Origin of the sequence: Streptomyces sp. Je 1-369 (assembly GCF_026810505.1) — a bacterium.
GTDB lineage: Bacteria > Actinomycetota > Actinomycetes > Streptomycetales > Streptomycetaceae > Streptomyces.
The window spans coordinates 1,092,187-1,117,659 of the sequence record NZ_CP101750.1; the positions used below are offsets into that span (position 1 = coordinate 1,092,187).

General features: G+C 72.7%; 21 protein-coding genes. 10 read left to right on the forward strand and 11 right to left on the reverse strand.

Annotated features, from left to right (window positions below):
• The first annotated feature begins 141 nt into the window (after positions 1–141).
• The 3 genes from NOO62_RS04785 (at position 142) to NOO62_RS04795 (ending at position 2,757) form a co-directional block, all read left to right on the forward strand.
• Positions 142–936 (forward strand): sugar phosphate isomerase/epimerase family protein, encoded by a 795-nt coding sequence (locus NOO62_RS04785; protein ID WP_268769640.1) that lies wholly within the window; start codon positions 142–144, stop codon positions 934–936.
• Complete coding sequence (locus NOO62_RS04790) at positions 933–2,051, forward strand: Gfo/Idh/MocA family protein (protein ID WP_268769641.1); 1,119 nt, start codon at positions 933–935, stop codon at positions 2,049–2,051. Before NOO62_RS04785 ends, NOO62_RS04790 begins: the two co-directional genes overlap by 4 nt.
• A gap of 97 nt (positions 2,052–2,148) precedes the next feature.
• The gene (locus tag NOO62_RS04795) at positions 2,149–2,757 is read left to right on the forward strand and encodes a hypothetical protein (protein WP_268769642.1); all 609 of its coding nucleotides are present in this window, start codon (positions 2,149–2,151) and stop codon (positions 2,755–2,757) included.
• Between the two features lie 34 nt (positions 2,758–2,791).
• Here the strand turns inward: NOO62_RS04795 and NOO62_RS04800 are convergent, their stop codons facing one another.
• Both NOO62_RS04800 and NOO62_RS04805 read right to left on the reverse strand, forming a co-directional pair.
• Positions 2,792–3,325, reverse strand: coding sequence for a PadR family transcriptional regulator (locus NOO62_RS04800; protein WP_268769643.1), 534 nt, complete (start codon positions 3,323–3,325; stop codon positions 2,792–2,794).
• Between the two features lie 41 nt (positions 3,326–3,366).
• Entirely contained in the window at positions 3,367–5,388 is a 2,022-nt protein-coding gene (locus NOO62_RS04805; RefSeq protein WP_268769644.1) for an NADPH-dependent 2,4-dienoyl-CoA reductase, read from the reverse strand.
• A gap of 197 nt (positions 5,389–5,585) precedes the next feature.
• Here NOO62_RS04805 and NOO62_RS04810 point away from each other — a divergent pair, with 197 nt between their 5' ends.
• Together NOO62_RS04810 and NOO62_RS04815 are read left to right on the forward strand one after the other, a co-directional pair.
• Positions 5,586–6,086 carry a methylated-DNA--[protein]-cysteine S-methyltransferase gene (locus tag NOO62_RS04810; protein ID WP_268769645.1) on the forward strand — a complete coding sequence of 167 codons (501 nt, stop codon included), beginning with the start codon at positions 5,586–5,588 and terminating at the stop codon, positions 6,084–6,086.
• Positions 6,083–6,805 (forward strand): 2OG-Fe(II) oxygenase, encoded by a 723-nt coding sequence (locus tag NOO62_RS04815; protein ID WP_268769646.1) that lies wholly within the window; start codon positions 6,083–6,085, stop codon positions 6,803–6,805. The genes NOO62_RS04810 and NOO62_RS04815 overlap by 4 nt, the downstream gene beginning before the upstream one ends.
• A 3-nt stretch (positions 6,806–6,808) precedes the next feature.
• On the opposite strand, the gene NOO62_RS04820 is transcribed toward NOO62_RS04815, so the two are convergent.
• The 5 genes from NOO62_RS04820 to lnt all read right to left on the reverse strand — a co-directional run bounded on the left by NOO62_RS04820 (position 6,809) and on the right by lnt (position 13,502).
• Positions 6,809–7,471 carry an alpha-ketoglutarate-dependent dioxygenase AlkB family protein gene (locus NOO62_RS04820; RefSeq protein ID WP_268769647.1) on the reverse strand — a complete coding sequence of 221 codons (663 nt, stop codon included), beginning with the start codon at positions 7,469–7,471 and terminating at the stop codon, positions 6,809–6,811.
• On the reverse strand, positions 7,459–9,822 hold the full coding sequence (locus NOO62_RS04825) for a phosphoketolase (protein WP_268769648.1): 2,364 nt from the start codon (positions 9,820–9,822) through the stop codon (positions 7,459–7,461). The genes NOO62_RS04820 and NOO62_RS04825 overlap by 13 nt, the downstream gene beginning before the upstream one ends.
• A gap of 263 nt (positions 9,823–10,085) precedes the next feature.
• Entirely contained in the window at positions 10,086–11,273 is a 1,188-nt protein-coding gene (locus tag NOO62_RS04830; protein WP_268769649.1) for a methyltransferase, read from the reverse strand.
• A gap of 43 nt (positions 11,274–11,316) precedes the next feature.
• Complete coding sequence (locus NOO62_RS04835) at positions 11,317–11,799, reverse strand: NUDIX hydrolase (RefSeq protein ID WP_268769650.1); 483 nt, start codon at positions 11,797–11,799, stop codon at positions 11,317–11,319.
• An 86-nt stretch (positions 11,800–11,885) separates the two neighbouring features.
• Positions 11,886–13,502, reverse strand: a complete 1,617-nt coding sequence (gene lnt / locus NOO62_RS04840) for an apolipoprotein N-acyltransferase (RefSeq protein ID WP_268769651.1) — start codon at positions 13,500–13,502, stop codon at positions 11,886–11,888.
• A gap of 233 nt (positions 13,503–13,735) precedes the next feature.
• Here lnt and NOO62_RS04845 point away from each other — a divergent pair, with 233 nt between their 5' ends.
• A complete protein-coding gene (locus NOO62_RS04845) occupies positions 13,736–14,791 on the forward strand; it encodes an O-antigen ligase family protein (protein ID WP_268769652.1) in 1,056 nt (351 codons plus the stop codon).
• A 24-nt stretch (positions 14,792–14,815) separates the two neighbouring features.
• Here NOO62_RS04845 and NOO62_RS04850 read toward each other — a convergent pair whose 3' ends face one another.
• Both NOO62_RS04850 and NOO62_RS04855 read right to left on the reverse strand, forming a co-directional pair.
• The gene (locus NOO62_RS04850; protein ID WP_268769653.1) at positions 14,816–15,364 is read right to left on the reverse strand and encodes a hypothetical protein; all 549 of its coding nucleotides are present in this window, start codon (positions 15,362–15,364) and stop codon (positions 14,816–14,818) included.
• A gap of 61 nt (positions 15,365–15,425) precedes the next feature.
• Positions 15,426–16,214, reverse strand: coding sequence for a glutamate racemase (locus tag NOO62_RS04855; protein WP_268769654.1), 789 nt, complete (start codon positions 16,212–16,214; stop codon positions 15,426–15,428).
• 58 nt (positions 16,215–16,272) lie between these two features.
• Between NOO62_RS04855 and NOO62_RS04860 the strand changes: the two genes are divergently transcribed.
• Positions 16,273–17,463, forward strand: coding sequence for a glycosyltransferase (locus NOO62_RS04860; RefSeq protein WP_268769655.1), 1,191 nt, complete (start codon positions 16,273–16,275; stop codon positions 17,461–17,463).
• A 4-nt stretch (positions 17,464–17,467) separates the two neighbouring features.
• Here NOO62_RS04860 and NOO62_RS04865 read toward each other — a convergent pair whose 3' ends face one another.
• Complete coding sequence (locus tag NOO62_RS04865; RefSeq protein ID WP_268775470.1) at positions 17,468–18,799, reverse strand: TerD family protein; 1,332 nt, start codon at positions 18,797–18,799, stop codon at positions 17,468–17,470.
• Positions 18,800–19,068: 269 nt separating this feature from the next.
• Between NOO62_RS04865 and NOO62_RS04870 the strand changes: the two genes are divergently transcribed.
• From NOO62_RS04870 to NOO62_RS04880, 3 genes are all read left to right on the forward strand, one after another.
• Positions 19,069–19,494 (forward strand): DUF6643 family protein, encoded by a 426-nt coding sequence (locus NOO62_RS04870; protein ID WP_268769656.1) that lies wholly within the window; start codon positions 19,069–19,071, stop codon positions 19,492–19,494.
• Between the two features lie 287 nt (positions 19,495–19,781).
• Positions 19,782–20,387, forward strand: coding sequence for a hypothetical protein (locus NOO62_RS04875; protein WP_268769657.1), 606 nt, complete (start codon positions 19,782–19,784; stop codon positions 20,385–20,387).
• A gap of 155 nt (positions 20,388–20,542) precedes the next feature.
• Positions 20,543–22,981, forward strand: coding sequence for a right-handed parallel beta-helix repeat-containing protein (locus NOO62_RS04880; protein WP_268769658.1), 2,439 nt, complete (start codon positions 20,543–20,545; stop codon positions 22,979–22,981).
• Here the strand turns inward: NOO62_RS04880 and NOO62_RS04885 are convergent.
• Positions 22,941–25,334, reverse strand: a complete 2,394-nt coding sequence (locus tag NOO62_RS04885; RefSeq protein ID WP_414930971.1) for a hypothetical protein — start codon at positions 25,332–25,334, stop codon at positions 22,941–22,943. The two genes, NOO62_RS04880 and NOO62_RS04885, sit on opposite strands and share 41 nt — an antisense overlap.
• Positions 25,335–25,473 lie beyond the last annotated feature (139 nt).

Sequence of the window (25,473 nt, forward strand, 5' to 3'; positions counted from 1 at the left end):
CCCATCCGCCACCAGCGCGGGTGGGCGGCAGCCGCGTACCGAGGCGCCCCGTCCGTAAGGCCCTGCCCGTAGGCCGACGCACCCTTGCCCGCCCCACCGAACCGACTTACCGTCCTCCCAGCCGACAGGGAGGGCGCGTTCATGCCACGACCGCTCAGCGTTCAGCTCTACACCGTGCGCGATCAGCTCGTCGCCGACCGGGAGGGGACGCTGCGCCGCCTCGCCGGTCTCGGGTACGGCGCCGTGGAGGCGTACGACGTGCTCGGCGACCCGAAGGGCCTGCGGCGGATCGTCGACGACCTCGGGCTCACCGTGTCCGGCACGCACGCCGTGCAGCTCCTCGGCCCGGAACCGGGCCCCGTCCTCGACGCGGTGGCCATCCTCGGCACCGACCTGGCGATCGTGCCCGCGGGCATCCCGCCCGAGGAGTTCACCTCGCGCGACGGCCTCGCACGGACCGCCGACCGCCTCAACTCCCTTGCCGACGTGGCCCGTCGGCACGGCATACGCATCGGCTACCACAACCACTGGTGGGAGATCGAGCCCCGTTTCGACGACGAGGGCGACAAGGGCGGCGGGGACGACGCGGAAGCAGCGCTCCCGCACGCCGTCGACGTACTCGCCCAACTCCTCGACCCCGCCGTCCTCCTGGAGATCGACACCTATTGGGCGGCGGTCGGCGGCGCCGACGTCCCGGCGCTCCTGCGCCGCCTCGGCGACCGCGTGCGAGCCCTGCACCTCAAGGACGGGCCCGGCACGAAGGAGGACCCGAACGTGGCGGTCGGCGGCGGCACCATGCCCGTGCCGGAGATCCTCGCCGCCGCGCCGGACGCCTGGCGGATCGTCGAGTTCGACTCCTGCGCCGGTGACGCCGACGCCCTCTTCGACGAGCTCGCCGCCAGCCGCACCTACCTCGCCTCCCTGGCGGCGGCATGACCTCGAACCCCACCGGCGCGGGACCCGTCGGCGTCGCCGTCGTCGGAGCCGGCGTCATCAGCGCCCAGTACCTGCGTACGTTGAGCCGGTTCCCGGACGTCCGCGTCGTGGCCGTCGCCGACCTGGACGAGGAGCGGGCCGCCACCGTCGCCCGCACCCACGGCGTACCCGTCTCGGGCGGCCCCGCGGACGTGCTCGCCCTGCCCGAGGTCGAACTCGTCGTCAACCTCACCGTGCCCGCCGCCCACGCGCAGGTGTCGACGGCCGCCCTGCGCGCCGGGAAGCACGTCTACGGCGAGAAGCCCATCACGCTCGTCCCCACGGAGGCGGAGAAGCTGCTCGCCGAGGCGTCGGAGCGGGGGCTCCTCGTCGGCAACGCGCCGGACACGTTCCTCGGCGCGGGCCTGCAGTCGGCGCTGCGGGCCGTCGCGACCGGGCACATCGGTGCCCCCGTGGCGGCGACGACGGTCACCCAGGGACTCGGGCCCGAGGCGTGGCACCCCGATCCCGCGTTCTTCTACCAGCCGGGCGCGGGGCCGCTCTTCGACCTCGGCCCCTACTACCTGACCTCGCTCGTGGCCCTGTTCGGCAGCGTGGAGCAGGTGGCCGCGACCGCGGCGCGCGCCCGCGAGGAGCGGGTCGTCGGTTCGGGGCCGCAGGCCGGCCGGGTCTTCCCCGTCGACGTACCGACGCACGTGTCGTCGCTCCTCCGGTTCGCCTCGGGTGTGCGGGCCCACTCGACGTTCAGCTTCGACTCGGCGCTCCCCCGCATCCGGTTCGAGATCACCGGGACCGAGGGCACGCTGTCCGTGCCCGATCCGAACACGTTCGTGGGGCCGCTGAAGCTGCTGCCCAACGGCTCCGACACATGGCGTGAGCTGCCGGTGCGCGGGCGGACCGACGGGCGCGGTCTCGGCGTGGTCGACATGGCGCGGGCCGTGCGCGGCAGCGGGCCCCACCGGGCGTCCGGCGCGCTCGCGCTGCACGTGCTCCAGACGATGACGGCGATCACGCACTCCGCGCACCGGGCGGAGTTCGTGCCGCTCGCCGCGCAGATCGTGCCGCCCGAGCCGCTGCCGGAGGAGTGGGATCCCGAGGAGGCGACCCTCGGATAGCGGAAGCGGCGCCACCTGATGACGGCCTCCCCGACCGGTGAGACGTTGCGCATCCCATACAGCGCCGCAGCCGCGGCACCGGGGAGGGAGAGTCGCCGTGACGAAGGAATACAAGGGCGTCGTCTACGCGGAGAGCGAGAAGGAGGCGGAGGAGCTGTTGCTCCTCTTCTGCGACCGCATCGACTTCTCGCGGGAGTGGATCTCCGCGGCCACCTGGAAGAACACCCTCGAGATCGCCTGCACCAAGGAGCACGGCATCGACACGGCCGAACGGGCCGTGCTCAAGGACATGCAGGACCGGCAGAGCGCGACGCAGAAGACGGCGCGCCGGGAGAAGATCTCCGGCGACAGGGACGAGGTCCTGGGCCAGATCGAGGGCGTCGACACCTTCGACGACCACGCGGTCAGCATCTTCAAGCAGGTGTGCGCCCAGTACATCGACGGCGGCGGCCTCAACATGACGTTCGGCCCGAAGCTCTCCAAGGAGCGCTACGACGACCTGTGCGGCCACTGGCGGCGGGTCGGCGGCATCGCGGCCAACGCCGACGACAAGGTGTTCCGCGGCTTCGACCACCTGCCGGTCGAGAACAAGGAGGAGAAGGGCAAGGGCACCACCGGGGACACGCTGGAGCGCCGCAAGAAGCAGGGAAATTTCTTCTGCACGGTGGTGAACATCCGCTTCAACATCCACATCAACATCAGCTGAGCGTCACCGGCCGGAGGCCCGTCCCGCGCGGCCGTTACGGTGCCTCCAGCTCGTCGATCGCCCGCGTGAGCCACTGCGTCCAGAACGTCTCCAGGTCGATGCCCGCGCGCAGCACCACATGGCGCAGCCGGTCCTCGACGGCGTCCTTGCCGGGCGGGAAGTCCCGCTTCTCGATCTCCTCGTACTCGGCCAACTGCCGCCTGTGGAGGTCGAGATGGCGGTGCAGGTCCTCCTGGATGCCCTGCGTGCCGACGACCGCGGCGGCGCGCAGGCGCAGCAGGAGGGTGTCGCGCAGGGGTTTGGGGTCCTGGCTCGCCGCCGTCCAGCGGGCCAGTTCCTCACGGCCCGCCGGCAGCACCTCGTACTCCTTCTTCTGCCCGCGTGTCACCCCTTGACCCGGCAGTGCGCGGATGGCGCCGTCCCGCTCCAGTTTGCCCAGCTCGCGGTAGATCTGCTGGTGCGTGGCCGACCAGAAGTAGCCGATCGACTTGTCGAACCTGCGGGTCAGTTCGAGGCCGGACGAGGGCTTCTCCAGGAGGGCGGTGAGGATCGCGTGCGGGAGTGACATGGGGCAATCCTAGGGACGGCGGCTCGAAGCTCAGGGCCGCCTCACAGCGCGGCGGCCAGCTCCGTGCCCTGCTTGATGGCGCGCTTGGCGTCCAGTTCGGCGGCCACGTCGGCGCCGCCGATGAGGTGCACCGAGGCCCCGGCCGCGACGAGCTCCTCGTACAGGTCGCGGCGCGGCTCCTGGCCGGAGCAGAGCACGACGGTGTCGACGGGGATGACGGACGACTCGCCGTCGACAGTGATGTGCAGGCCCGCGTCGTCGATCAGGTCGTAGCTGACGCCCGCCACCATCGCGACGCCGCGGTGGCGCAGTTCGGTGCGGTGGATCCAGCCCGTGGTCTTGCCGAGGCCCTTGCCGACCTTGGACGTCTTGCGCTGCAGCAGGTGGACGGTGCGCGGCGGTGTGGGCCGCTCGGGCTTCGTCAGGCCGCCGCGCTCGCGGTAGTCCATGTCGACGCCCCACTGCCGGAAGTACGTCGCCGGGTCGAGGCTCGCCTTCTCGCCGCCGTCGGTGAGGAACTCGGCGACGTCGAAGCCGATGCCGCCCGCGCCGATGATCGCGACCCGCTCGCCCACGGGGGCCTCGTCGCGCAGCACGTCGAGGTAGCCGACGACGCTGGGGTGGTCGATACCGGGGATCTCGGGGGTACGGGGGGTGACTCCGGCGGCGACGACGACCTCGTCGAAGGCGTCCCCCGCGAGCTCGTCCGCGGTGACGACGGTGTTCAGCCTGACGGTGACGCCGCGCAGGTCGAGCTGGGTGCGGAAGTAGCGCAGGGTCTCGTCGAACTCCTCCTTGCCGGGGATCTTCCTGGCGACGTTGAGCTGGCCGCCGATCTCGTCGGCGGCGTCGAAGAGGGTGACGTCGTAGCCGCGTTCGGCCGCGGAGACGGCGAAGGCGAGGCCGGCGGGCCCCGCGCCGACCACGGCGAGGCGCTTCTTGGCGCGGGTGGGCGAGAGCACGAGCTCGGTCTCGTGGCAGGCGCGCGGGTTCACCAGGCAGGAGGTGATCTGCAGGTTGAAGGTGTGGTCCAGGCAGGCCTGGTTGCAGCCGATGCAGGTGTTGATGGCCTCGGGCCGCTCGTCCTGTGCCTTGTTGACGAAGTCGGGGTCGGCGAGCAGCGGGCGGGCGAGGGACACCATGTCGGCGGCGCCCTCGGCCAGCAACTGTTCGGCGATCTCGGGGGTGTTGATGCGGTTGACGGTCACGAGCGGCACGGAGACCTCGCCCATGAGCTTCTTCGTCACGAAGCTGTACGCGCCGCGCGGCACGGACGTGGCGATGGTGGGGATGCGTGCCTCGTGCCAGCCGATGCCGGTGTTGATGATGGTCGCGCCCGCCGCCTCGATCTCCTTGGCGAGGTGGACGACCTCTTCGAGGGTCGAGCCGCCGGGGACGAGGTCCAGCATGGACAGGCGGTAGATGATGATGAAGTCGGCGCCGACGCGCTCGCGGGTGCGGCGGACGATCTCGACGGGGAAGCGGATGCGGTTCTCGTAGCTGCCGCCCCAGCGGTCGGTGCGCCGGTTGGTGGGGGCCGCGATGAACTCGTTGATGAGGTAGCCCTCGGAGCCCATGACCTCGACGCCGTCGTAGCCCGCGGACTTGGCGAGCTCGGCGGCGCGCACGAAGTCCTCGACGGTCTGCTCGACCTCGTCGTCGGTGAGCTCGCGGGGCACGAAGGGGCTGATCGGCGCCTGGAGCGGGCTCGGGGCGACCAGCTTGTCGTGGTAGGCGTACCGCCCGAAGTGGAGGATCTGCATCGCGATCCTCCCGCCCTCGGCGTGCACGGCGGCGGTGATCGCCTCGTGCTCCTTCGCCTCGGCGTCGGTGGTCAGTTTGGCGCCGCCGTCCCAGGGGCGCCCCAGCTCGTTCGGGGCGATGCCGCCGGTGACGATGAGGCCGACGCCGCCGCGCGCGCGGGTCGCGTAGAACTCCGCCATCCGCTCGAAACCGTTCGGTGCCTCTTCGAGGCCCACGTGCATGGACCCCATGAGGACCCGGTTGGGCAGGGTGGTGAAGCCCAGGTCGAGCGGGTTCAGCAGGTTCGGGTAACGGCTCATGCGGCCCCTCCGTACGCGGTGTCTACAGGACAGTTGTAGACCAGCCCGAACCCGTTATGCAACTAGTTGCATAAAGCGTGAGCAGCGTCTCCCCGGGTGGTAGCCGGAACCCCCAGTGCCATGTCCGAATCCCGCCAGCCGCGCCCTCGCGCGAGACGCAGACTGGAGACAGGAACCGAACGCTTGAGGAGAGTCCGATGACCGTCTACGCGACGATCGACAGCCCGCTGGGCGAGCTGCTGCTGGTGGGCGAGGAGTCGGCCACCGCCAAGGGCGGCACCGCCCTGGTCTCGCTGTCCGTGCCGGACCAGAAGGGCGGCGCCGCCGTCAGGGACGGCTGGGTCCGCGACGACGAGGCGTTCGACGCGGTCACCGCGCAGCTGCGCGCCTACTTCGCCGGGAGCCTCACCCACTTCGACATCGAGTACGCCGCCGGGGCGGGCACCGAGTTCCAGCGCAAGGTCTGGGACGCCCTCGACACGATCCCCTACGGCACCACGACCACCTACGGACGGCTCGCCGAACGCCTCGGCCTCTCCCGCGCCGCGGTCCGCGCCCTCGGCACCGCCATCGGCCGCAACCCGCTCCTCGTCGTCCGCCCCTGCCACCGCGTCATCGGCGCCGACGGCTCCCTGACCGGCTACGCGGGCGGTCTGGAGCGCAAGCAACTGCTCCTCGACCTGGAGGCGACGGCATGACCACCACCACGCGCACCCCCGGCGCGGCGGTCGACGCGGCGGACTGGACGGCGCTCGCCACCGAGCTCGACGCGCACGGCTGCGCGCTCACACCCCGCCTCGTCGATCCCGCCGGATGCCGCCGCATCGCCGAGCTCTACGACGACCCCGCCCTCTTCCGCTCCACCGTCGACATGGCCAGGCACCGCTTCGGCTCCGGCCGGTACCGCTACTTCACCCACGACCTCCCTGACCCCGTCGCCGAACTGCGGTCGGCGCTCTACCCGCACCTGCTCGCCGTCGCCCGCGACTGGGCCGACCGCCTGGGGCGCCCTGCCCCCTGGCCCGACTCCCTGGAGGAGTGGCTCGACCGGTGCCACGCGGCGGGCCAGACCAAGTCCTCCCAGATCCTGCTGCGCTACGAAGAAGGCGACTGGAACGCCCTGCACCGCGACCTGTTCGGTGACCTGGTCTTCCCTCTCCAGGTCGTCATCGGCCTGGACGAGCAGGGCACCGACTACACGGGCGGCGAGTTCCTGCTCGTCGAGCAGCGGCCGCGGGCCCAGTCGCGCGGCACGTCGACCGTCCTGAAGCAGGGCCACGGCCTGGTCTTCACCACCCGGGACCGCCCGGTGCGCTCCGCGCGCGGCTGGTCCGCGGGGCCGGTGCGGCACGGCGTGAGCACGGTGCGGTCGGGGCTGCGCAGGTCACTGGGGCTCGTCTTCCACGACGCCGCATGACCCTCAGCGCCCGTCCCCGGCGAGCCCGCTGACCCGCAGCGTGATGTTCAACCGCCCGGTCAGCCCCAGCTCCGGCGGCGCGGTGCCGGGAAGCACCTTCGGCACCCCGTGGTACGCGAGGCGCGAGGCGCCACCGAACACCACCAGGTCGCCGCTGCGCAGCTCGACGTCCGTGTAGGGCTTCGTGCGCGTCTCCGTGTTGCCGAAGCGGAATACACCTGTGTCCCCGAGGCTCAGGGACACCACTGCGGCCCCCGAGTTCTCGTCGCTGTCGCGGTGCATGCCCATCCGCGCGTCGGCGTCGTAGAAGTTGACGAGGGCGATGTCGTACGGCCCCTCGACGTCGTGACCGGCCGCCGCGGCGCCCGCGCGGCCCAGCTCGGCGAGCCACGGCGGCATCGGCTTCACCGGGGCGCCGTCCCCGTCGACGACGGTGCGCGCGTACCCGTACGGATACCAGTGCCACCCCAGGCAGACCTGCCGCGCCGTCATCGCACCGCCGCCGGGCGTCCTGACCGTACGCAGCCCGGCGGGTGGCCGCGCCCACTCCCTGCACGCCTCAAGGAGCCGGAGCTGCGCCTCCGGTGCCAGCCAGTCGGGCAGGTGCACCGCCCCCGGGGCGAGGACGGTGCGGGCCCGCGGGAACAGCTCGTTCAGTACGGCCACGTCCAGTCGGCGACCTCGGGCAGGTCCGTGCCGTGCTCGCGGATCCAGGCGTGGTGGCGCGTGCGGGCGTCGGCCATCGCCTGGCGCACCGCCGTCGCGCGCACGGCCAGGCCCGGGACGCGGTCGACGACGTCCATGACGAGACGGAACCGGTCGAGGTTGTTGCGTACGACCATGTCGAAGGGTGTCGTGGTCGTGCCCGCCTCCGTGTAGCCGCGCACGTGCAGGTTGGCGTGGCCGGTGCGGCGGTAGGCGAGGCGGTGGATCAGCCACGGGTAGCCGTGGTACGCGAAGATCACCGGCTTGTCGCGGGTGAAGAGCGCGTCGAACTCGGAGTCGGCCATGCCGTGCGGGTGCTCCTCGCGGGGCATCAGACGGGCGATGTCGACGACGTTGACGACCCGCACGGTGAGCTCCGGCAGATGCTCGCGCAACAGCGCGGCGGCGGCGAGCACCTCCTGCGTCGGCACGTCACCGGCGCAGGCGAGGACCACGTCCGGCTCGCGCGTGCCCTGCTCCGTCCCCGCCCACTCCCAGACGCCCGCGCCGCGCGCGCAGTGGGCGCGGGCCTCGTCGAGGGAGAGCCAGTCGAAGGTCGGCTGCTTGCCCGCGACGACGACGTTGACGTAGTCGCGGCTGTGCAGGACGTGCTCGGTCACGGACAGCAGGGTGTTGGCGTCCGGCGGCAGGTAGACGCGTACGACATGGGGGCTCTTGTTCAGCACGTGGTCGACGAAGCCCGGGTCCTGGTGCGAGAAGCCGTTGTGGTCCTGCCGCCACACGTGCGAGGTGAGCAGGTAGTTCAGCGACGGCACGGGCGCACGCCACGGCAGCGCGCGCGAGGTCTTCAGCCACTTGATGTGCTGGTTGACCATCGAGTCGACGATGTGGACGAACGCTTCGTAGCAGGAGAACAGGCCGTGGCGGCCGGTGAGCGTGTACCCCTCCAGCCAGCCTTGGCAGAGGTGCTCGGAGAGGACCTCCATGACGCGGCCGTCGCGCGCGAGGTGCTCGTCCGTGTCGAGGGTGCGGTCCTGCCAGATCTTGCCGGTGACGTCGTACAGCGCGCCGAGCCGGTTGGACTCGGTCTCGTCCGGGCCCACGACCCGGAAGTCCCTGCGCTCGGCGGTGTCCGCCATGACCTGCGCGAGGAGGGCACCCGCGATCCTGGTCGGCTCGTGCAGCGTCGTGCCCGGCTTGTCGACGGTGACGGCGAAGTGTTCGAGCGGCGGGACGGGCAGTTTGCGGGTGAGCCTGCCGCCGTTGGCGTACGGGGTGGCGCCGAGCCTGCGCTCGCCCTCGGGGACGCAGGACACGATCTGCTCGTTCGGGCGGCCCTCGGCGTCGAAGAGCTCCTCGGGACGGTACGAGCGCAGCCACTCCTCCAACTGCCGCAGGTGGTCCGGGTTCTCGCGGACTCCGGACAGCGGCACCTGGTGCGCCCGCCAGGTGTTCTCGACAGGCTGGCCGTCCACGGCCACGGGGCCGGTCCAGCCCTTGGGGGTACGCAGCACGATCACCGGCCAGGGTTCGCGGCCCTGTGCGCCGTCACCGCTGCGGGCGGTCTCCTGGATCGTGTGGATGCGGTCGAGCGCCCGGTCCATCGCGGCGGCCATCGCCTGGTGCATCTCGTGCGGCTCGTCGCCGGTGACGTAGATCGGCTGGTGTCCGTAGCCCTTGAGGAGCGCGTCGAGCTCGGCCTCGGGGAGCCGGGCGAGCACGGTCGGGTTGGCGATCTTGTAGCCGTTGAGGTGGAGGATCGGCAGGACCGCGCCGTCGTGCGCGGGGTCGTGGAACTTGTTGCAGTGCCAGGAGGCGGCCAGCGGCCCCGTCTCGGCCTCGCCGTCGCCGATCACGCAGGCGACCAGGAGGTCCGGGTTGTCCAGGGCGGCTCCGTAGGCGTGCGCGAGCGAGTAGCCCAGCTCACCGCCTTCGTGGATCGATCCCGGCGTCTCGGGCGCCACGTGGCTGGGCACGCCGCCGGGGAAGGAGAACTGGCGGAACAGCTTCGCCATGCCCTCCGCGTCCCGTGTGATGTCCGGGTACGTCTGCGTGTAACTGCCTTCGAGCCAGGAGTTGGCGAGCACGGCGGGCCCGCCGTGGCCCGGTCCCCACACGCACAGCGCGTCCAGATCCCGCTCCTGGATGACGCGGTTGAGGTGGGTGTGGACGAAGTTGAGGCCCGGTGAGGTACCCCAGTGCCCGAGCAGGCGCGGCTTGATGTGCTCGGGCCGCAGGGGCTCGGTCAGCAAGGGGTTGCTCATCAGGTAGATCTGGCCGACGGCCAGGTAGTTGGCGGCGCGCCAGTGGGCGTCCAGTGCCGCCAGGCGGTCCTTCGCCACGGGTGCCACAAGGTCCTCCTCGCAGGTTCGGTGCGTACGGCTGTGGTCAAGGGTGTCCCGCGGGTTCCACGGGAAGGGCGGGTCAGTCGTGCGGGGCGCTCATGGCTTCTCCGCGTCCAGCACACCAGCCGTGCGGGACGGCCGCCACCGGGCGGCGCGCACGGCGGAGCACCGCGTGACCGACCGGCCCCGACGGCCTGCCCGGACCCCCGGACCATGACGCTGCCACCGTTCGGCCGTCCGCGGGAGGGCCGAACAGGCCCCGAAGGCGGTCAGTGGCCGCCCTTCACCGCCCGGAGGAGCACGAACTTCGGGTCGCTCGCCACGACGTCCGCGGTGCCGAAGAGCTTGCGGAGCTTCAGGTGGTAGCCGAGGTGCCGGTTGCCGATGACCCACAGCTCGCCGCCGGGGCGCAGCGCGGCGCGGGCGCCGGTGAACATGCGGTGGGCGGTGGCGCCGGTCGTGGCCTGGTGGCTGTGGAACGGCGGGTTGTTCAGGACGACGTCGACCGTCCCCTGCGGTACGGCCGAGAGGGCGTCGCCCGCCACGAAGTGGGCCTCGGCACCGTCGGGGGCGTTGGCGCGGAACGTGGCCTCGGCGGAGGCGACGGCCTGGAACGACTCGTCGATGAAGGTGACCGTGGCGTCGGGGTCGGCGACGGAGGCGGCGGTGCCGAGCACGCCGTTGCCGCAGCCCAGGTCCACGACGTGGGCGCCGCCCCGGGCGCGCGGCAGGTGCTTGAGGAAGAAGCGGGTGCCGATGTCGAGGCGGTCGGCGCAGAAGATGCCCGCGTGGTTGACGACGGTGAGGCCGGCGCCCGCCCCGGAGTCGGCGGGCAGCACGTAACGGCCCGGCCAGGGGCTGGTGCCTGCCGTGCGCGCCGGGTCGGGGGCGCTGAAGATGAGCCGTGCCTTCTGGCGGGCCAGGGAGGTCCTGGTGGGGCCGATGATCCGCTCGAAGAGCTCCAGCGTCGAGGTGTGGATCTCGGTGACCATGCCGGTGCCGATGACGGCCGTGCCTTCGTGCAGGGCGGGCGCGAGCCGGTGGAGCTGGTCCTCCAGGAGCGCGAGGCTCTTCGGTACGCGGACGAGGAGCACGTCGACGCGGGCGGGCGGCGCGTCCCTGGTCGTCAACAGCCGTGCCGCGTCCGGCGCGTGGCCCGCGCGCGCGAGGTTGGCGCGGGTCGCCTGCTGTGCGAGGAACGAATCGGTGATCTGCACCGGCACGCGCGCGTGCCCGGCGAGCGCGGTGGTCAGCGCGCCCCACCGGTCACCGAGGACGGCCACCGTCCCGGAGAGGTCGACGGTCGCGGGGAACCCGTCGGGCGCCGCGTCCTCCTCGCCCGCGAGCTGCCGCAGCAGATAGGCGTCGGCCGCCGACCAGGCGCGCAGCTGGTCGCGGGGGTCCTCCGGGAAGCGGGTGAGGTCGTACGCGCCCCATGACGTGCTCAAACGGTTCATCGTGCCCTCAGGCTAACGGAGAGCGGGCCGACGGCTTCCCAGGTCACTGTCCCGCCGGGGCCGGCTCGAACCAGGCGGGCTCGTCCGCGAGCGCTCGCTTGATCCGCGACAGCGAGAACTCGTGCAGTTCGGGCAGCGCGTCCACCTCGAACCACGCGACTTCCAGCGACTCGTCGTCGTTGACCCGCGCCTCACCGCCGACGGCGCGGCAGCGCAGGGTGATGTCCATGTACTGGCACGTGTCGCCGTTGTCGTAGGTCACCGGTTCGAGTGCCTGGACCAGGACGACGCGTTCGGGCACGCAGTGCACGGCCGTCTCCTCGTACACCTCGCGCACCGCGCACTGCGCGGGCTGCTCGCCCGGGTCGGGGATGCCGCCGATCGCCGACCACCTGCCGTTGTCGGAGCGCCGTCCGAGCAGCACCCTTCCCTCGTCGTCGAAGACGATGGCGGTGACTCCGGGGAGCCAGAGCAGCTGCTGGCCGGCGTCGGCGCGGATGGTGCGGATGAAGTCAGGAGTAGCCATGCTCCGACCCTAACGGCGATGCGCCGCCGTCCAGTCGGGGGCCGGGGTCGTCGACCCGGGCCCCGCGCTCGGCAGTTGCTCCCCGGCTACTTCCGACCGGTGCTCCGCCGGGCCCGCGCCGCCGACGTCACGGCCCAGCCGAAACCGCCCGCGGCGATCAGGACCAGGATGCCCTCGGGGAGCACGCCGAGACGGGTCGCGGGGGTCTGCGAGGAGCGCAGCGGGACCTCCTCGACGAGCGAGTCGGCGGTGTACCACGTCGTCTTCGACCTGATCTTCCCGTCCGGCATGATGACGGCGCTGACGCCGCTGGTCACCGGGACGGCGACGGCGCGGCTGTGCTCGACCGCGCGGATCCGGGACATGGCGAGCTGCTGGTAGGTCATCTCGCTGCGGTCGAAGGTGGCGTTGTTGCTGGGTACGGAGAGGATCTGGGCGCCGTTGGTGACGGTGTCGCGCACGGCCCAGTCGAAGGCGGCCTCGTAGCAGGTCGCGATGCCCACCTTCGTGCCTGCCATGGTGAAGACGCCGGGGTCGGTGCCGCGGCTGAAGTCCCTGCGCACCTTGTCGACGTCGCTGCTGAACGCGCTGACGAGCGAGCGCAGCGGGATGTACTCGCCGAACGGCTGGATCTGCCGCTTGTCGTACGTGTCCGTGGGGCCCTTCTTCGGGTCCCAGAGGATCTGCTCGTTGTAGAGCTTGCCGTTCTCGTTCTCGACGACCCCGCCGACGGAGACCGGCGCGTCGATGGCCTTGACCGCGCCCTCGATCGCGAGACGGGCGTCGGGGTTGGCGAAGGGGTCGATGTCGGAGGAGTTCTCCGGCCACAGGACGAGGTCCGGGCGCGCCACCCTGCCGGCCTTCACCTCGGCGGCGAGGCGTTCGGTCTCACGGACGTGGTGGTCGAGGACGGCGCGGCGCTGCGCGTTGAAGCCGAGGCCCGCGCGCGGGACGTTGCCCTGGATCGCGGCGATGGTCGCCGTGCCGTCCTCCGCCTCGTCGCTGACGAGCGGGCGGGCAGCGAAGGCGCCGACGACGGGGACGAGCACGCTGAGCGCCGCGACGGCGGCCGCGCCACGGTGCAGGGCACGGGTGGCGCGTACGTCGACGGCCTGGCGCACCACCTCGTACAGCCCGAAGCCGCAGAGGACGACCGCGAAGCCGAGCACGGGGGTGCCGCCGAGTGCGGCGAGCGGCAGGAACACGCCGTCCGCCTGGCCGAAGGCGATCTTCCCCCAGGGGAACCCGCTGAACGGCACACGCGCGCGTGCCGCTTCTCCGGCGATCCACAGAGCGGCCGCCCAGAGCGGATATCCGGGCAGCCGTGAGACGGCCGCGATGCCGGCGCCCACGAGGGCGACGAAGACCGCTTCGACGGCGGCGAGCGCCAGCCAGGGGCCGGGGCCGACCTCCACACCGGTCCACACGAGGAGCGGCAGGAGGAAGCCGAGGCCGAAGAGGTAGCCGAGGCCGAGGCCCGCCTTCCAGGTGCGGCCGCGCAGACACCAGGCGAGCGCGCCGAAGGCGGGGAGCGCCAGCCACCACAGGGTGCGGGGCGGGAAGCTGACGTAGAGCAGCACTCCGGAGAGGGCCGCCACGGCGGCGGGCACGAACCGGCGCAGGAGGCGCGTGGCGCGGGAGGCCTGCGGGGGCTGCGGATCGAGCTGATCCGGCTCGTCTACGGAGGTGGTGGTGGCGGTCACTCGGGGAGTGTACGGCGCGTCACCTGGGCGCCGACAGCTCGGTACGGGGGCGGTGGGCGGCTGCTGCCGGACCGGCCCTCGGGGCCCGTTCGATGAATCGTTCCTGCACAACTGGTCCCAAAGCGGGGCGTCAGCCGTTAGCGTGTGGCCGAGTCCCCGAGGCCCGTCCGGTCCACGTCAACGTGGAGCGGTCCGCGCCGGTGGGGGCCCGTCATATTCCGGGGGGCGACGGGGTGGGGTCAACGGGTACGGCCGCTTCGGCCTGTCCGGCAGCGGCGCACGAGCGGCGGAGCGCGTCCGACGCGACGGGCGGGGCGCTGCTCGGCGCCTGTGCCGCGTGGGCGCTGATCACCGCCGGTGTGCACGGCGGCAGCCCCGAAGGAATGCTCCTCGCGGTGCTCGCCGTGGCCGCGGGGTACGCGGGCGGACGGATCTGCGGAGCGCTGCTTCCCGTCGCCGCGCCGTGTGCGGGCGCGCTCGCCGGGTTCGGTCTCGCCGTGGGGGCGCCCCGTCTCACGCTCAGCCCCTCCTCTCCTCTGGGCCACACCGGTGCCACCGCCGCGTTGCTGATCCTTGCCGCCGGTGCGGCCTGCTGCGCGGCCTGGGCGGCCCGGACCCCTTCGCTCCGCCTCGCGCTGCGGCTGCTCGCCGCGGGGATCGCGGGCGCGGCGGCGGTCCTCGGCTCACCGGTCGGCTGCGCCGGCGCCGTCGTGGTGCTGCTCTGCTCGCTCGCGGCGGCGCGGGTGCGGAACCGGGCCCTGGGCATCGTCGGGCTCGCCGCCGCGTCGGTCCTGTTCACCGGGGTGTCCCTGGCCCTGGCCGACGACTCGCTCCCGGAGGGGCTGACCGCACCGCTGGAGGGCAGCGTCGGCCACCACCGCGTGGTGCTGTGGCAGGACGCGCTGACCCTCGCGGAGCGGGAGCCCGCCATGGGCGTGGGCCCGGGCCGGTTCGGTGATGTCAGCCCGGTCGCCGCCGACGACCTCGTGGCGGACGGCAAGCCGCACTCCGCCACGCTCCAGCAGGCGTCGGAGCAGGGCGTCGTCGGCGTGGCACTGCTGGCGGCGGTGTTCTGCTGGCTCCTCTACGCCCTGTGGCGCTCCCCCGGCTCGACGCAGGTCGTCCTGTCGGCAGGGGCTGCCCTCACAGCGCTGACGGCCGTGGCGGCGGTCGGGAACGCACTGAGCGTGACGACGGTGACGACGGGGGCGGGCCTGCTTGCGGGCATCGCGACGGCGCGGCCTCTGACCGCGGGACGCCACGAGGAGGACCCCTCGCTCACCGGCTGAGTCCGGCACCGCGGCTCCGGACGGTCAGCTTGCGGTGCCCTTGAGACCGAGCCGCGCCCGGATCGCCCGCACCGCCGACTCCGCGTCGTCGACCGTCACCGTGAACTTGTGGCCGTCGCCCAGGCTGAGCACCAGGCCCTCGCCGCGCCTGACCACCACGGCGGTGCCCTTCTCGGGGCGCCAGCGGTAGCCCCAGCCGCCCCACTGGCGGGGCGTCACGGCGGGGGCGAAGTCCGCGCCGACGACTTGGGAGAGCGGGATGAGGCGGCGCGGCAGGCCCAGGTGGCCGCAGCGCACCTCCAGGTAGTCCTTCTCGACCTTCACGGCCACGTGGACGAAGGCGAGTGTCCCGAAGAGCATCAGGAGTCCGACGGCGATGCATCCGACGACGGACATGACCAGCGGCAGGATGCCCGAGGTCCACATGGAGTCGACCGCGAGCTCGATGCCGAGCGCCAGACAGGCGGCACCGGCGCACGCCAGGAGCCACTGGGCGCGGTTGGTGGCGCGTCCGGTCCAGACTTCGTGCGGGCTGTCGGATGCGGCCCGCTCTTCGGGGGCTTGGTCCTTCATGCATCCGAGACTACTCAGATTCCGCCGCGGGGCCACCGCGTCACGGAGAGCGACCGCCGGGTCAGAGCGCCGGGCTGGTCTCCGCGAGCATGCGCCCCTCGGCGTACGCGAGCGCCTCGCGGGGCAGCTGCTCCGCGCGCCCGCTGAGCAGCACGGTGAGGCCGGGCACCACGTCCGCGGCGCCGATGTTGGCACCGGCCCTGCGCAGCGCCTGGGCCGCCACCGCACCGGCCGAACCGTGCAGGACCAGGGGCGGCTGTCCGGGCTGCTGGACGGCGGCACGAATACGCTCGGCGACCAGTTCGTAATGGGTGCAGCCCAGGACGACGGCCCTTACATCCGGTGGCGTGAGGGCCGCCGCGGCGGCGATCGTCTCGTCGATGGCCTCCTCGTCCGCGTACTGCACGGCGTCGGCGAGACCGGGACAGGGCACCTCGGTGACGGCGACGCCGTTCGCGAATTCTTCGATGAGTCCACGCTGGTAGGGGCTGCCGGTGGTGGCGGGGGTGGCCCAGATGGCCACGGGTCCGCCGCCCGCGGCCGCGGCGGCGGGCTTGATCGCCGGGACGGTCCCGATGACCGGGAACTCCGACTCGAAGCGGGCCCGCAGGGTGGGCAGCGCGTGCACGGACGCGGTGTTGCAGGCCACGATCAGCGCGTCGGGGCGGTGCGCGGCCGCGGCCTCGGCGACGGCGACGGCACGTGCGGTGAGGTCCTCCGTCGTACGCGGGCCCCAGGGCATGCCGTCCGGGTCGGAGGAGAGGATGAGATCGGCGTCGGGTCGAAGGCGACGCACCGCGGCCGCCGCGGCGAGCAGTCCGATGCCGGAGTCCATGAGCGCGATCTTCACCCGGTCACCATAGTCGATGGGCCCCACAGGCACCGTCCCGTGGGGCAGACTTCGGCGGATGAGCGCCGTTGCGTGGACCGCCACCGGATCGCTTGCCGCGTGGCTGTGGCTTCTGTTGGGGCAGGGCTTCTTCTGGCGTACCGACGTGCGTCTGCCACCGCGCGAGGAGCCGGACGACTGGCCTTCGGTCGGTGTCGTCGTCCCCGCGCGGGACGAGGCGGCCGTGCTGGCCCGGAGCCTGCCCTCGCTGCTCGCGCAGGACTATCCGGGGCGGGCCGAGGTCTTCCTCGTCGACGACGGGAGTTCGGACGGCACGGGCGAGCTGGCACGCGCGCTGGCCGAGCGGCACGGCGGTCTTCCGCTGACCGTCGGCTCCCCCGGCGAGCCGCCCACGGGCTGGACGGGCAAGCTCTGGGCGGTACGTCACGGCATCGGCCTCGCCCGTGCGCGGGACCCCGAATATCTCCTCCTCACCGACGCGGACATCGCCCACGAGCCGGACAGTCTGCGCCGGTTGGTGGCCGCCGCGGGCAGCGGGGGCTACGACCTCGTGTCGCAGATGGCCCGGCTGCGGGTGGAGAGCCTGTGGGAGCGCCTGGTGGTCCCTGCCTTCGTGTACTTCTTCGCGCAGCTCTATCCGTTCCGGTGGATCGCGCGGAAGGGGGCGCGGACGGCCGCCGCGGCGGGCGGCTGTGTCCTGCTGCGCACCGACGCCGCCGAGCGTGCCCGGATCCCCGACGCCATCCGGCAGGCGGTGATCGACGACGTGGCGCTCGCGCGGGCGGTGAAGAGGTCGGGCGGCCACATCTGGCTGGGCCTCGCCGACGGTGTGGACAGCGTGCGGCCGTATCCGCGGCTGGCCGATCTGTGGCGGATGGTCTCGCGCAGCGCGTACGCACAGCTGCGGCACAACGTGCCGCTGCTCGTCGGCACGGTCGCGGGGCTCGCCGTGGTGTATCTCGTTCCTCCGGTGGCGCTGGTCGCGGGGCTCGTGACGGGCAGCCGTGCGGCGGCGGTGGCCGGTGGCCTCGCCTGGCTGGTGATGACGGCGACGTATCTGCCGATGCTCCGCTACTACCGCCAGCCGCTCGTCCTCGCGCTCCTGCTGCCGGCAACCGCTTTCCTCTACCTCCTGATGACGGTGGATTCCGCGGTGCAGCACTACAGGGGGCGTGGTGCCGCGTGGAAGGGGCGTACGTACACACGCCCCGACGCCAACGCTCCGGAGCCCTCTCCGGAGCAGCCCTGAGCGGCTACTTCCTGCCGGGCGTCCAGTTCATGCCCCATCCGTAGGCGTGGTCCATGGTGCGCTGTGGGCTCACGCCGCGGTCGGGCACCAGGTAGCGGGCCTCGCGCTGGACGACGAGGTCGCCGCCGTTGTTGGTGAGCAGGGCCAGGGCGCACACGGTCGAGGGGACCGTGCACTCGTCGAGGGAGAACTCGATGGGGGCGCCGTGCTGCGGCTGGAGGGTGACCGTGGCGTTGAGGTCGGCGAAGCTGCGCGCCCCTTCGTAGATGGTCACGAAGATGACGATGCGCCGGAAGTCCTTGATGTGGTCGAGGTTGACGGTGAGGTTCTCACCGGTGGCGACGGCGCCGGTGCGGTCGTCGCCGTCGAGCAGGATGTACGGGGGCTGGTCGATCGCGCCGAAGGCGTTGCCGAGGGCCTGGACGACTCCCTTGCGGCCGTCGGTGAGTTCGTAGAGGGCGCAGAGGTCGAGGTCGAGGTCGGCGTGCATGGCGACGGCCCTGCCGAGCTTGGCGCCCCAGCCCTTGAACTGCTTGCGCACCTCCCAGTTGAGGTTCACGCGCATGCCGCCCGAGGTGCCGCCCTGCTTGGTCAGGGAGACGGACGGCGCGTCCTTCGTCAGCGTGACCTTGGTCAGGCGCACGGGCGCGGCGGGGGCCGGCGGAGGCGCGGGGGCGGCGGGTTGCTGGGTGGCGGGGGCGGGTGGGGCGGGTGGGGCGGGTGGGGCCATCGGAGCGGGAGGCGCGGCGGGGGCGGGCGCGGGCGGGGCCACGGGCGCCGGAGCGGCGGCCTGCTGCGGCTCGTCCACCGAGATGCCGTAGTCCGTGGCGAGCCCTTCGAGGCCGCTGCCGTACCCCTGGCCGACGGCACGGAACTTCCAGGCGTTCTGCCGCCGGTAGAGCTCGCCGAGGACGAAGGCGGTCTCCACGGTGGCGTCCGCGCTGTCATAGCGCGCGAGTTCCGCGCCGTTCGCCGCGTCCAGGACGCGGATGTACAGGCCGGGCACCCGGCCGAACGTGCCGCCGTCGGCCGACGCGGCGAGCACGACCCTCTCGATCTCCGGCTCCACGCGCGCGAGGTCGACGCTCAGCACATCGCTGACGCCGGTGCCTGAGGTCGTCTTGCCTTCGTGGCGCACCGCGCCGGAGGAGTGCGCGGGCTGGTTGTAAAAGACGAAGTCCGCGTCCGAGCGCACCTTTCCGGAAGGCGACAACAACAGTGCGGACGCATCGGTGTCGGGCACTCCGGCCCCGGAACCCCACCCCAATTCGATCCGTACCGCGGGTGCCGGTACGGGAACATTCGATCCTTTAGACATTGTCATGTCCGCCCCCATCGCAAGTCGCCGTCCGGCAGGGCCGCCGTTTCCGTTCATGACCAACCTATTACCCGGAGCCCCCGAAGGCCCACGACCACATCCGGCGGGCCCCGGGGCCAACCCCAGGTAACCCCCCAGGAGCTCGGCCTTTACACGATCCGAACATCGTTCGGCGACCGATTTTCCCACGTTCGCTCGCATTGGGGATCCGCTGCCACAGCCGACACGTAAAACAACCCTCTTATCGGTCTCCCCAACCAGCACATCAAGGGCTTAACTTATGGAGCATGACCTCCCCCCGCTCCACCTATGGCGGCGGTTACTACTCCGCGCCGTCCTTCCCGGACACTCCGATCTACGACTCCCTCGTCGCAGAGCGGGGCACTCCTCAGATCGCCCCGATCCGGGTTCCCTCCGCTTACGACACGGGCAGTCACCTGCCCGCGCTGCCGGCCGCGCTGCCCGCGTTGCCCGCCGCCCCGTCCCATCCCCAGCAGGGGTACGGCTACCCCCAGGCCCAGCAGCCCGCACCGCTGCAGCAGGCCCCGGCGCCGTACATCCCGCAGCAGAACGGGGGCCCGCGCGGCTACCCGGGCGCCCAGCCCCAGCGGCCGGCCCCGGGCACGGGGTACGAGGCGATGCGCCCCGCGCAGCCCCGCCCGGCCCCGGCGTCGTACGAGGATCCGTACAACCGCCCCTACCGCGGGTACTGATCGCCGCCGGGTCCCAGGCGGCCGGGGGGCACGCTCCGCGTGAGGCCGCCGGGGAGCCCGCAGGGCGCCGGTCGCCGCCGAGCCACGGCCCGGCGGCGGCTTTCGTGCGTCCGCGTCCGGCAGCGAGCGCACGCCTATTGCCCGAATCCGCCTGAAAAATCCGCATCGGGGACGCGTTCGCGCTCCCCGAATCATCGATGCCCGAATGGGAACTCGACGCCGGACCATGGACGTTGGGATCCTGGGCATACAGCACAGCGGAGGGATGCGGGAGGGGGTGCGGGGCAGTGCGGGCAATCGTCGGCCTCTGGCGGTGGCGGCACAATCCACTGCGCCGCGGCACCGACCTCGCCGAGGCCTGGCTGGCCCTGGCCGCCCTGGTGTCGATCCTCGTCGCCGTCCCGGTCGTCGGGGCGTTGACCACGAGCCTGTCGCGGGACGCCCTGCTCGCCTCGGTGCGACAGCAGCACGAGGACCGCCACGCGATCACCGGCACCGTCCTGCGCGAGGTCGGCCACTCCCCGATCGACCCCGACCCCGAGACCTCGTCGGCACGCGACGCGCACAGTCGCGTCCTGGCCCGCTGGAAGGCCCCGGACCGCACGGATCACTACGGCGTGGTGCTCTCCGACCTCAAGTCCCCCGATCCCGGCGACCACTTCCGGCTCTGGACCGACGAGCACGGCAGTCTCGTGGGACGCCCGCTGGACGGCGCGACGGCGACGACGCACGCGGTCCTGGCCGGATTCGGCGCCGCCACGGCGAGCGCCGGACTGATCGAGGGCACCCGCAGGCTGATCCTCTGGCGCATGGTGCGAGCGCGGCACGCCCGCCTGGACCGTGCCTGGGAGAAGGCGGGACCCGACTGGGGGCGGACCGGCACCGGCTCCTGACCCACCACCCCGGCCATCAGGTCAACTCGGCCTGCTCGCGCGCGCTACGGTGGACCGGCCGAACTCCTCGGCCCCTCGCGCGGTGCCACGACATGCAGTGACACATCCAGCGCCGCGAGGTCCGGCGTACGACAAGGTGGGGGCAGAGCAACTCCATGGCACAGGGCACGGTCCAGGTGACGCACACCGGCACGTCGCGGTGGCGGCGCCGCACCGGCGAGTACGCATCGCTCGCCGCTGCCTTGGAGGCCGCGAGCGACGGCGACGTACTGACCGTCGCCGCAGGCACCTACCGCGAGAACCTCGTCGTCCAGCGCGCGGTGACGCTGCGCGGCCCCGAGAGCTCCCCCGGCTCGGTGCGCATCGCGCCCTCCGACGGGGTGCCCCTGACCATCCGTGCCTCCGCGGTCGTCCAGGACCTGCACATCGAGGGCCAGGACTCGTCCGCGCCCGCGCTGCTCGTCGAGGACGGCGCCCCCGAACTCATCGGCATCCGCGTGGTGACACGGTCGGCGGCCGGCCTCGAAGTGCGCGGCGGGGCCCGCCCGACGGTGCGCCGCTGCACGGTCGACAACCCCGGCGGCATCGGCATCGCGGTGCTCGACGGGGGCGGCGGTGTCTACGAGGAGTGCGAGATCGTCGCCGCGGGCCAGTCCGGCGTCGCCGTGCGCGGCGGCGCCCACCCCCGTCTGGAGCGGTGCCGGGTGCACCACGCGTCGGGCGCGGGCTTCTCGGTGACCGGGGAGCACACGGGTCTTGAGGCGATCGGCTGCGAGGTGTACGAGGTCAAGGGCTCGGGCGTGCAGGTCACCGCGCGGGCCGCGGCGCACCTGACCGACTGCGACGTGCACCGCACCACGTCGGACGGTGTCACGCTCGACACGGACGCCGTCCTCACGCTGGCCGACTGCCGTATCCACGACATCCCGGAGAACGCGATCGACCTGCGCTCGCGCTCCGTGCTCACGCTCACCCGGTCCACGGTGAGCCGGTTCGGGCGCAACGGCCTTTCGGTGTGGGACCCGGGCACGCGCGTGGACGCCAATCAGTGCGAGATCCACGACAGTACGGGTGACTACCCCGCGGTCTGGGTCAGCGACGGCGCGACGGCGGTCCTGGAGTCGTGCCGGGTGCACGATGTGCCGGACGCGCTGTTCGTCCTGGACCGCGGCTCGCGCACCGACGTCGTCGACAGCGACCTCTTCCAAGTGCGCAACACGGCGGTGTCGGTGAGCGACGGGGCGACCGCGCAGCTCGACGACTGCCGTATCCGCGAGGCGGCGACGGGTGCCTGGTTCCGCGACCACGGCAGCGGCGGCACCCTCGCCAACTGCACGGTCGACGCCGTCCAGACGGGCGTAATCGTCACCAAGGGGGCGGACCCGACGATCGAGCGCTGCACGGTCACCTCGCCTGCCGAAGCCGGTTTCTACGTGTCGGCGGGCGGCCGCGGCAGCTTCCACGGCTGCCGGGTCAGCGGCAGCGGTGGCTACGGCTTCCACGTCATAGACGGATGCCGTACGACGTTGAAGAAGTGCCGCACGGAGCGGTGCGCCCGCGGCGGGTTCGAGTTCTCGGAGGAGGGCCCGCTCGTCGAGGACTGCGCCAGCGACGAGAGCGGCGGCCTGCGTACTCCCACGGCACCGGCGCAGCCCGCACCCGCCGTGCAGGCGGCCACCCAGACCGTCGGTCTCCTCGGCACCCTGCCCGCCCAGCAGAGCCCACAGAGCCCGCAGAGCACGCAGATCCCCCAGCCCGCGTCGCCCGCCGCCGAGAAGAGCGCCCGAGCCTCCAAGGAGGTCCTCGGCGAACTCGACGCCCTGGTCGGCCTGGACAGCGTCAAGCGCGAGGTGCGCGCCCTCACCGACATGATCGAGGTGGGCCGGCGCAGGCAGCTGGCCGGACTCAAGGCCGCCTCCGTCCGCCGCCACCTCGTCTTCACCGGCTCCCCCGGCACCGGCAAGACGACCGTCGCCCGGCTCTACGGCGAGATCCTCGCCTCGCTCGGCGTCCTGGAGAGCGGCCACCTCGTCGAGGTGTCCCGCGTCGACCTGGTCGGCGAGCACATCGGCTCGACGGCGATCCGCACCCAGGAGGCCTTCGACCGGGCGCGCGGCGGCGTGCTGTTCATCGACGAGGCGTACGCCCTCTCCCCCGAGGACTCCGGGCGCGACTTCGGCCGTGAGGCCATCGACACGCTCGTGAAGCTGATGGAGGACCACCGCGAGGCCGTCGTGGTGATCGTCGCCGGGTACACCGCGGAGATGGAGCGGTTCCTCTCCGTCAACCCCGGTGTGGCGTCCCGCTTCTCACGCACCATCACCTTCAGCGACTACGCACCCGAGGAACTGCTGCGGATCGTGGAGCAGCAGTCCGAGGAGCACGAGTACCGCCTCGGCACGGGGACGTCCGAGGCGCTCCTGAAGTACTTCACGGCGCTTCCCAAGGGTCCCGCGTTCGGCAACGGCCGTACCGCGCGCCAGACCTTCGAGGCGATGGTGGAGCGGCACGCGGGGCGGGTCGCTCAGTTCGGCGAGCCGAGCACGGACGACCTCACCCTGCTGTATCCGGAGGATCTGCCGGAGCTGGTGTGAGGCTCTCCGCCTCCGGGGCGCCCTGCGCCGCCGCCGAGGGCGTCGCCTCGGGCCTCGGTGGCGGGACGCTCGCCTTGAGGCGGGCCAGGAGCCGTGCCCGTTCCTCCCCGAACGCGGGGTCCGCCTGGTAGTCGCCGTGGCCGAGGATGGGTGCGGGCAGCGGGTGTTCCTCGGTGCGGCCGTAGGCGAGGGGGTCCTTGAGGGCGGCGCGGTCGACCTGGGGGCCGCAGTCGCCGTGCAGCTGGATGGGGCCGCCTATCGGGTCGGTGGTGCGGTACAGGTTGCGCCAGCAGTCGACTTCGCGGTGCAGGGAGGTCAGGGCCGCCGGGCCGAAGTGGGCGGGGAACCACCGTCCGTAGAGACGCTCCAGGGGTGAGCCGTAGGTGAGCAGGGCGACGCGCCTGCGGACCGAGGGGCGCAGCTGCCAGGCGGCGGCCGCCGCGAGGACACTGCCCTGGGAGTGGCCGGACAGGACGAGGCGGCCGCCCGTGGCGCTGGCGGCGCGCGTCCAACTGGCCATCCGCCAGGTCAGGTCGGGCACCGCGCGCTCCGCGTAGCAGGGCGGGGCGAAGGGGTGGGCGGCGCGGGGCCAGAAGGTGCCGACGTCCCAGAGGATGCCGATGGTGCGGCGGGCCGACGGGTCCTTGTAGGCGCGGCGGCCCCAGGTGACGAAGAGTATGAAGCCGAAGCCGATGAGCCAGGATCCGAGGGCCTGGGAGGTCTGCGCCGCTCCTTCCAGGACGTCGGGCAGGCCGTCCGCGGCCTTCGCCGGCCCTTCGTCCGTCACCCAGGCGCCGGTGACCGCGGCGGCGCCCAGGAGCAGTGTGACAGCGGAGATGATGCCGACGAGCAGGGGCGCGCGGTCGGTGAGGGCGGCACGCGCGCGTGTGCCCGCGATGCGGCGGGTGCGGGTGGAGTCCTTGCGCTCGTCGGGGTAGTCGGCGGCCATCCGCGCCATCTCGCCGCGCTTGCGCTGGACGGTGCGGACCCCGAACCAGCCGCACAGCACCGCGACGACCACGAGGAGCGGCGGGATCACGGAGGCCTGCCAGGTGAGCACCAGGGCGGGTCCGTCGATGGAGCCCTGATTGCCGTCGAGCCAGTCGGAGACGCGCTGTGCGCCGCCGCCGGTCATGACGCCGCCGAGCGCGCAGGACAGCATGGCGACGGCGGGTCCGCCGAAGCCGCGGATGGCGGTCCTGGAGTCGGGCGACGTGCGGTACAGGAGGTGGGCGACGACCGCGAGGCCGAGGATCAGGGCGCCCTGGACGAGCGCGATGCCGCCGAACGTCGCGTCGCCCGGCAGCCTGCCCTCGGAGCGCCAGCCGGGGCGCGACCAGCCCGCGTACAGGAGGACGAGGACGAGCAGGACGAGCGCGCCGAGCGGCAGCCGACGGACGAGGGTCCTGTCGAGTCGCCGGTCGAGCCTCTTCTCCGTGCGTCCCCTGCGGCACACCACCCACACCACGACCACTCCGCCGAGGACGAGCGTCGCGACCAGTGCCCAGCCGATGGCGTCGAGCGGTCCCGGGCCGCCCGGGCGCCGGTCGTGGCGCGCGGCCGCGGTGCCGACGGCGGCGGCGACGGTGAGCAGACCGGCCGCCGTGTGGGCGGCGCGCAGCCGGGCCACCAGGCGCCGCCCGTACCAGAACCCGGGCCTGCCGAGTGCGGTGCGGCTGGTCTCCTCCTCCGGGTCGGGCTGCTGGGGCAGCGGCTGCTGGGATTCGTACGCGCTCCAGGTGCGGTGGGACAGGTACCAGAGGAGGCCGGTGAGGGCGACGGGCAGGAGGGCGGCGAGGGCGAGGCGGCGGCCGGGCTGGGACCACCAGCCGCCGTTGCCCGAGCCGTCGGTGGCGAAAAAGCCGAGCCACGCACGGTCGCCCGAGCACTCGGGGGTGCCCGCGCACTGCCAGGCGGTGAGGTCGAGGGCGAGCTCGCAGGCAGCGGCGACGAGGAGCACGGTGAGGGTGAGGCCGACGAGCCGCACCAGGAGGCCGTAGGTGCGCACGAGGCGTTTGCGGTGGCGCGAGGTGGGCCGCATCCAGTGGGCGAGGTTGACCACCATGAAGGGCAGCAGCAGGAGCCACAGGGCGCGGGAGCCGTTGCCGGAGGTCAGGTTGCACCAGACGTACGCCTCGGGCACCGGTTTGCCGCGGTAGTCGTCGGGGCGGCGTTCCGCGTCGGCGTCCTCGGTGCGGCGGAACACGGCCGCCGTGTCGTCGCCGGAGATCCGCACGGTGCGCGGGTCGCCCAGCATCTCTTCCGGTGTGGTTCCCCCGACTCCGTGGACCAGGAGTTCCAGGGCCGTCTCGTCCTGCGGTGCTCGCTCCACTGTTCCGCTTTCCCCCGAGATGCGCGTGGTGAGAGGACAAGGATCCAGGGGCGCGGGCCTCGGCGCACCCGTCGTCACGTAATCTCCCCCTCCCGTGTTCTTCCCCGCCGCCGGCCCGCCCACCCGGTCAGTGGGACGGCTGTCGGAGGCGCGTGCGAGG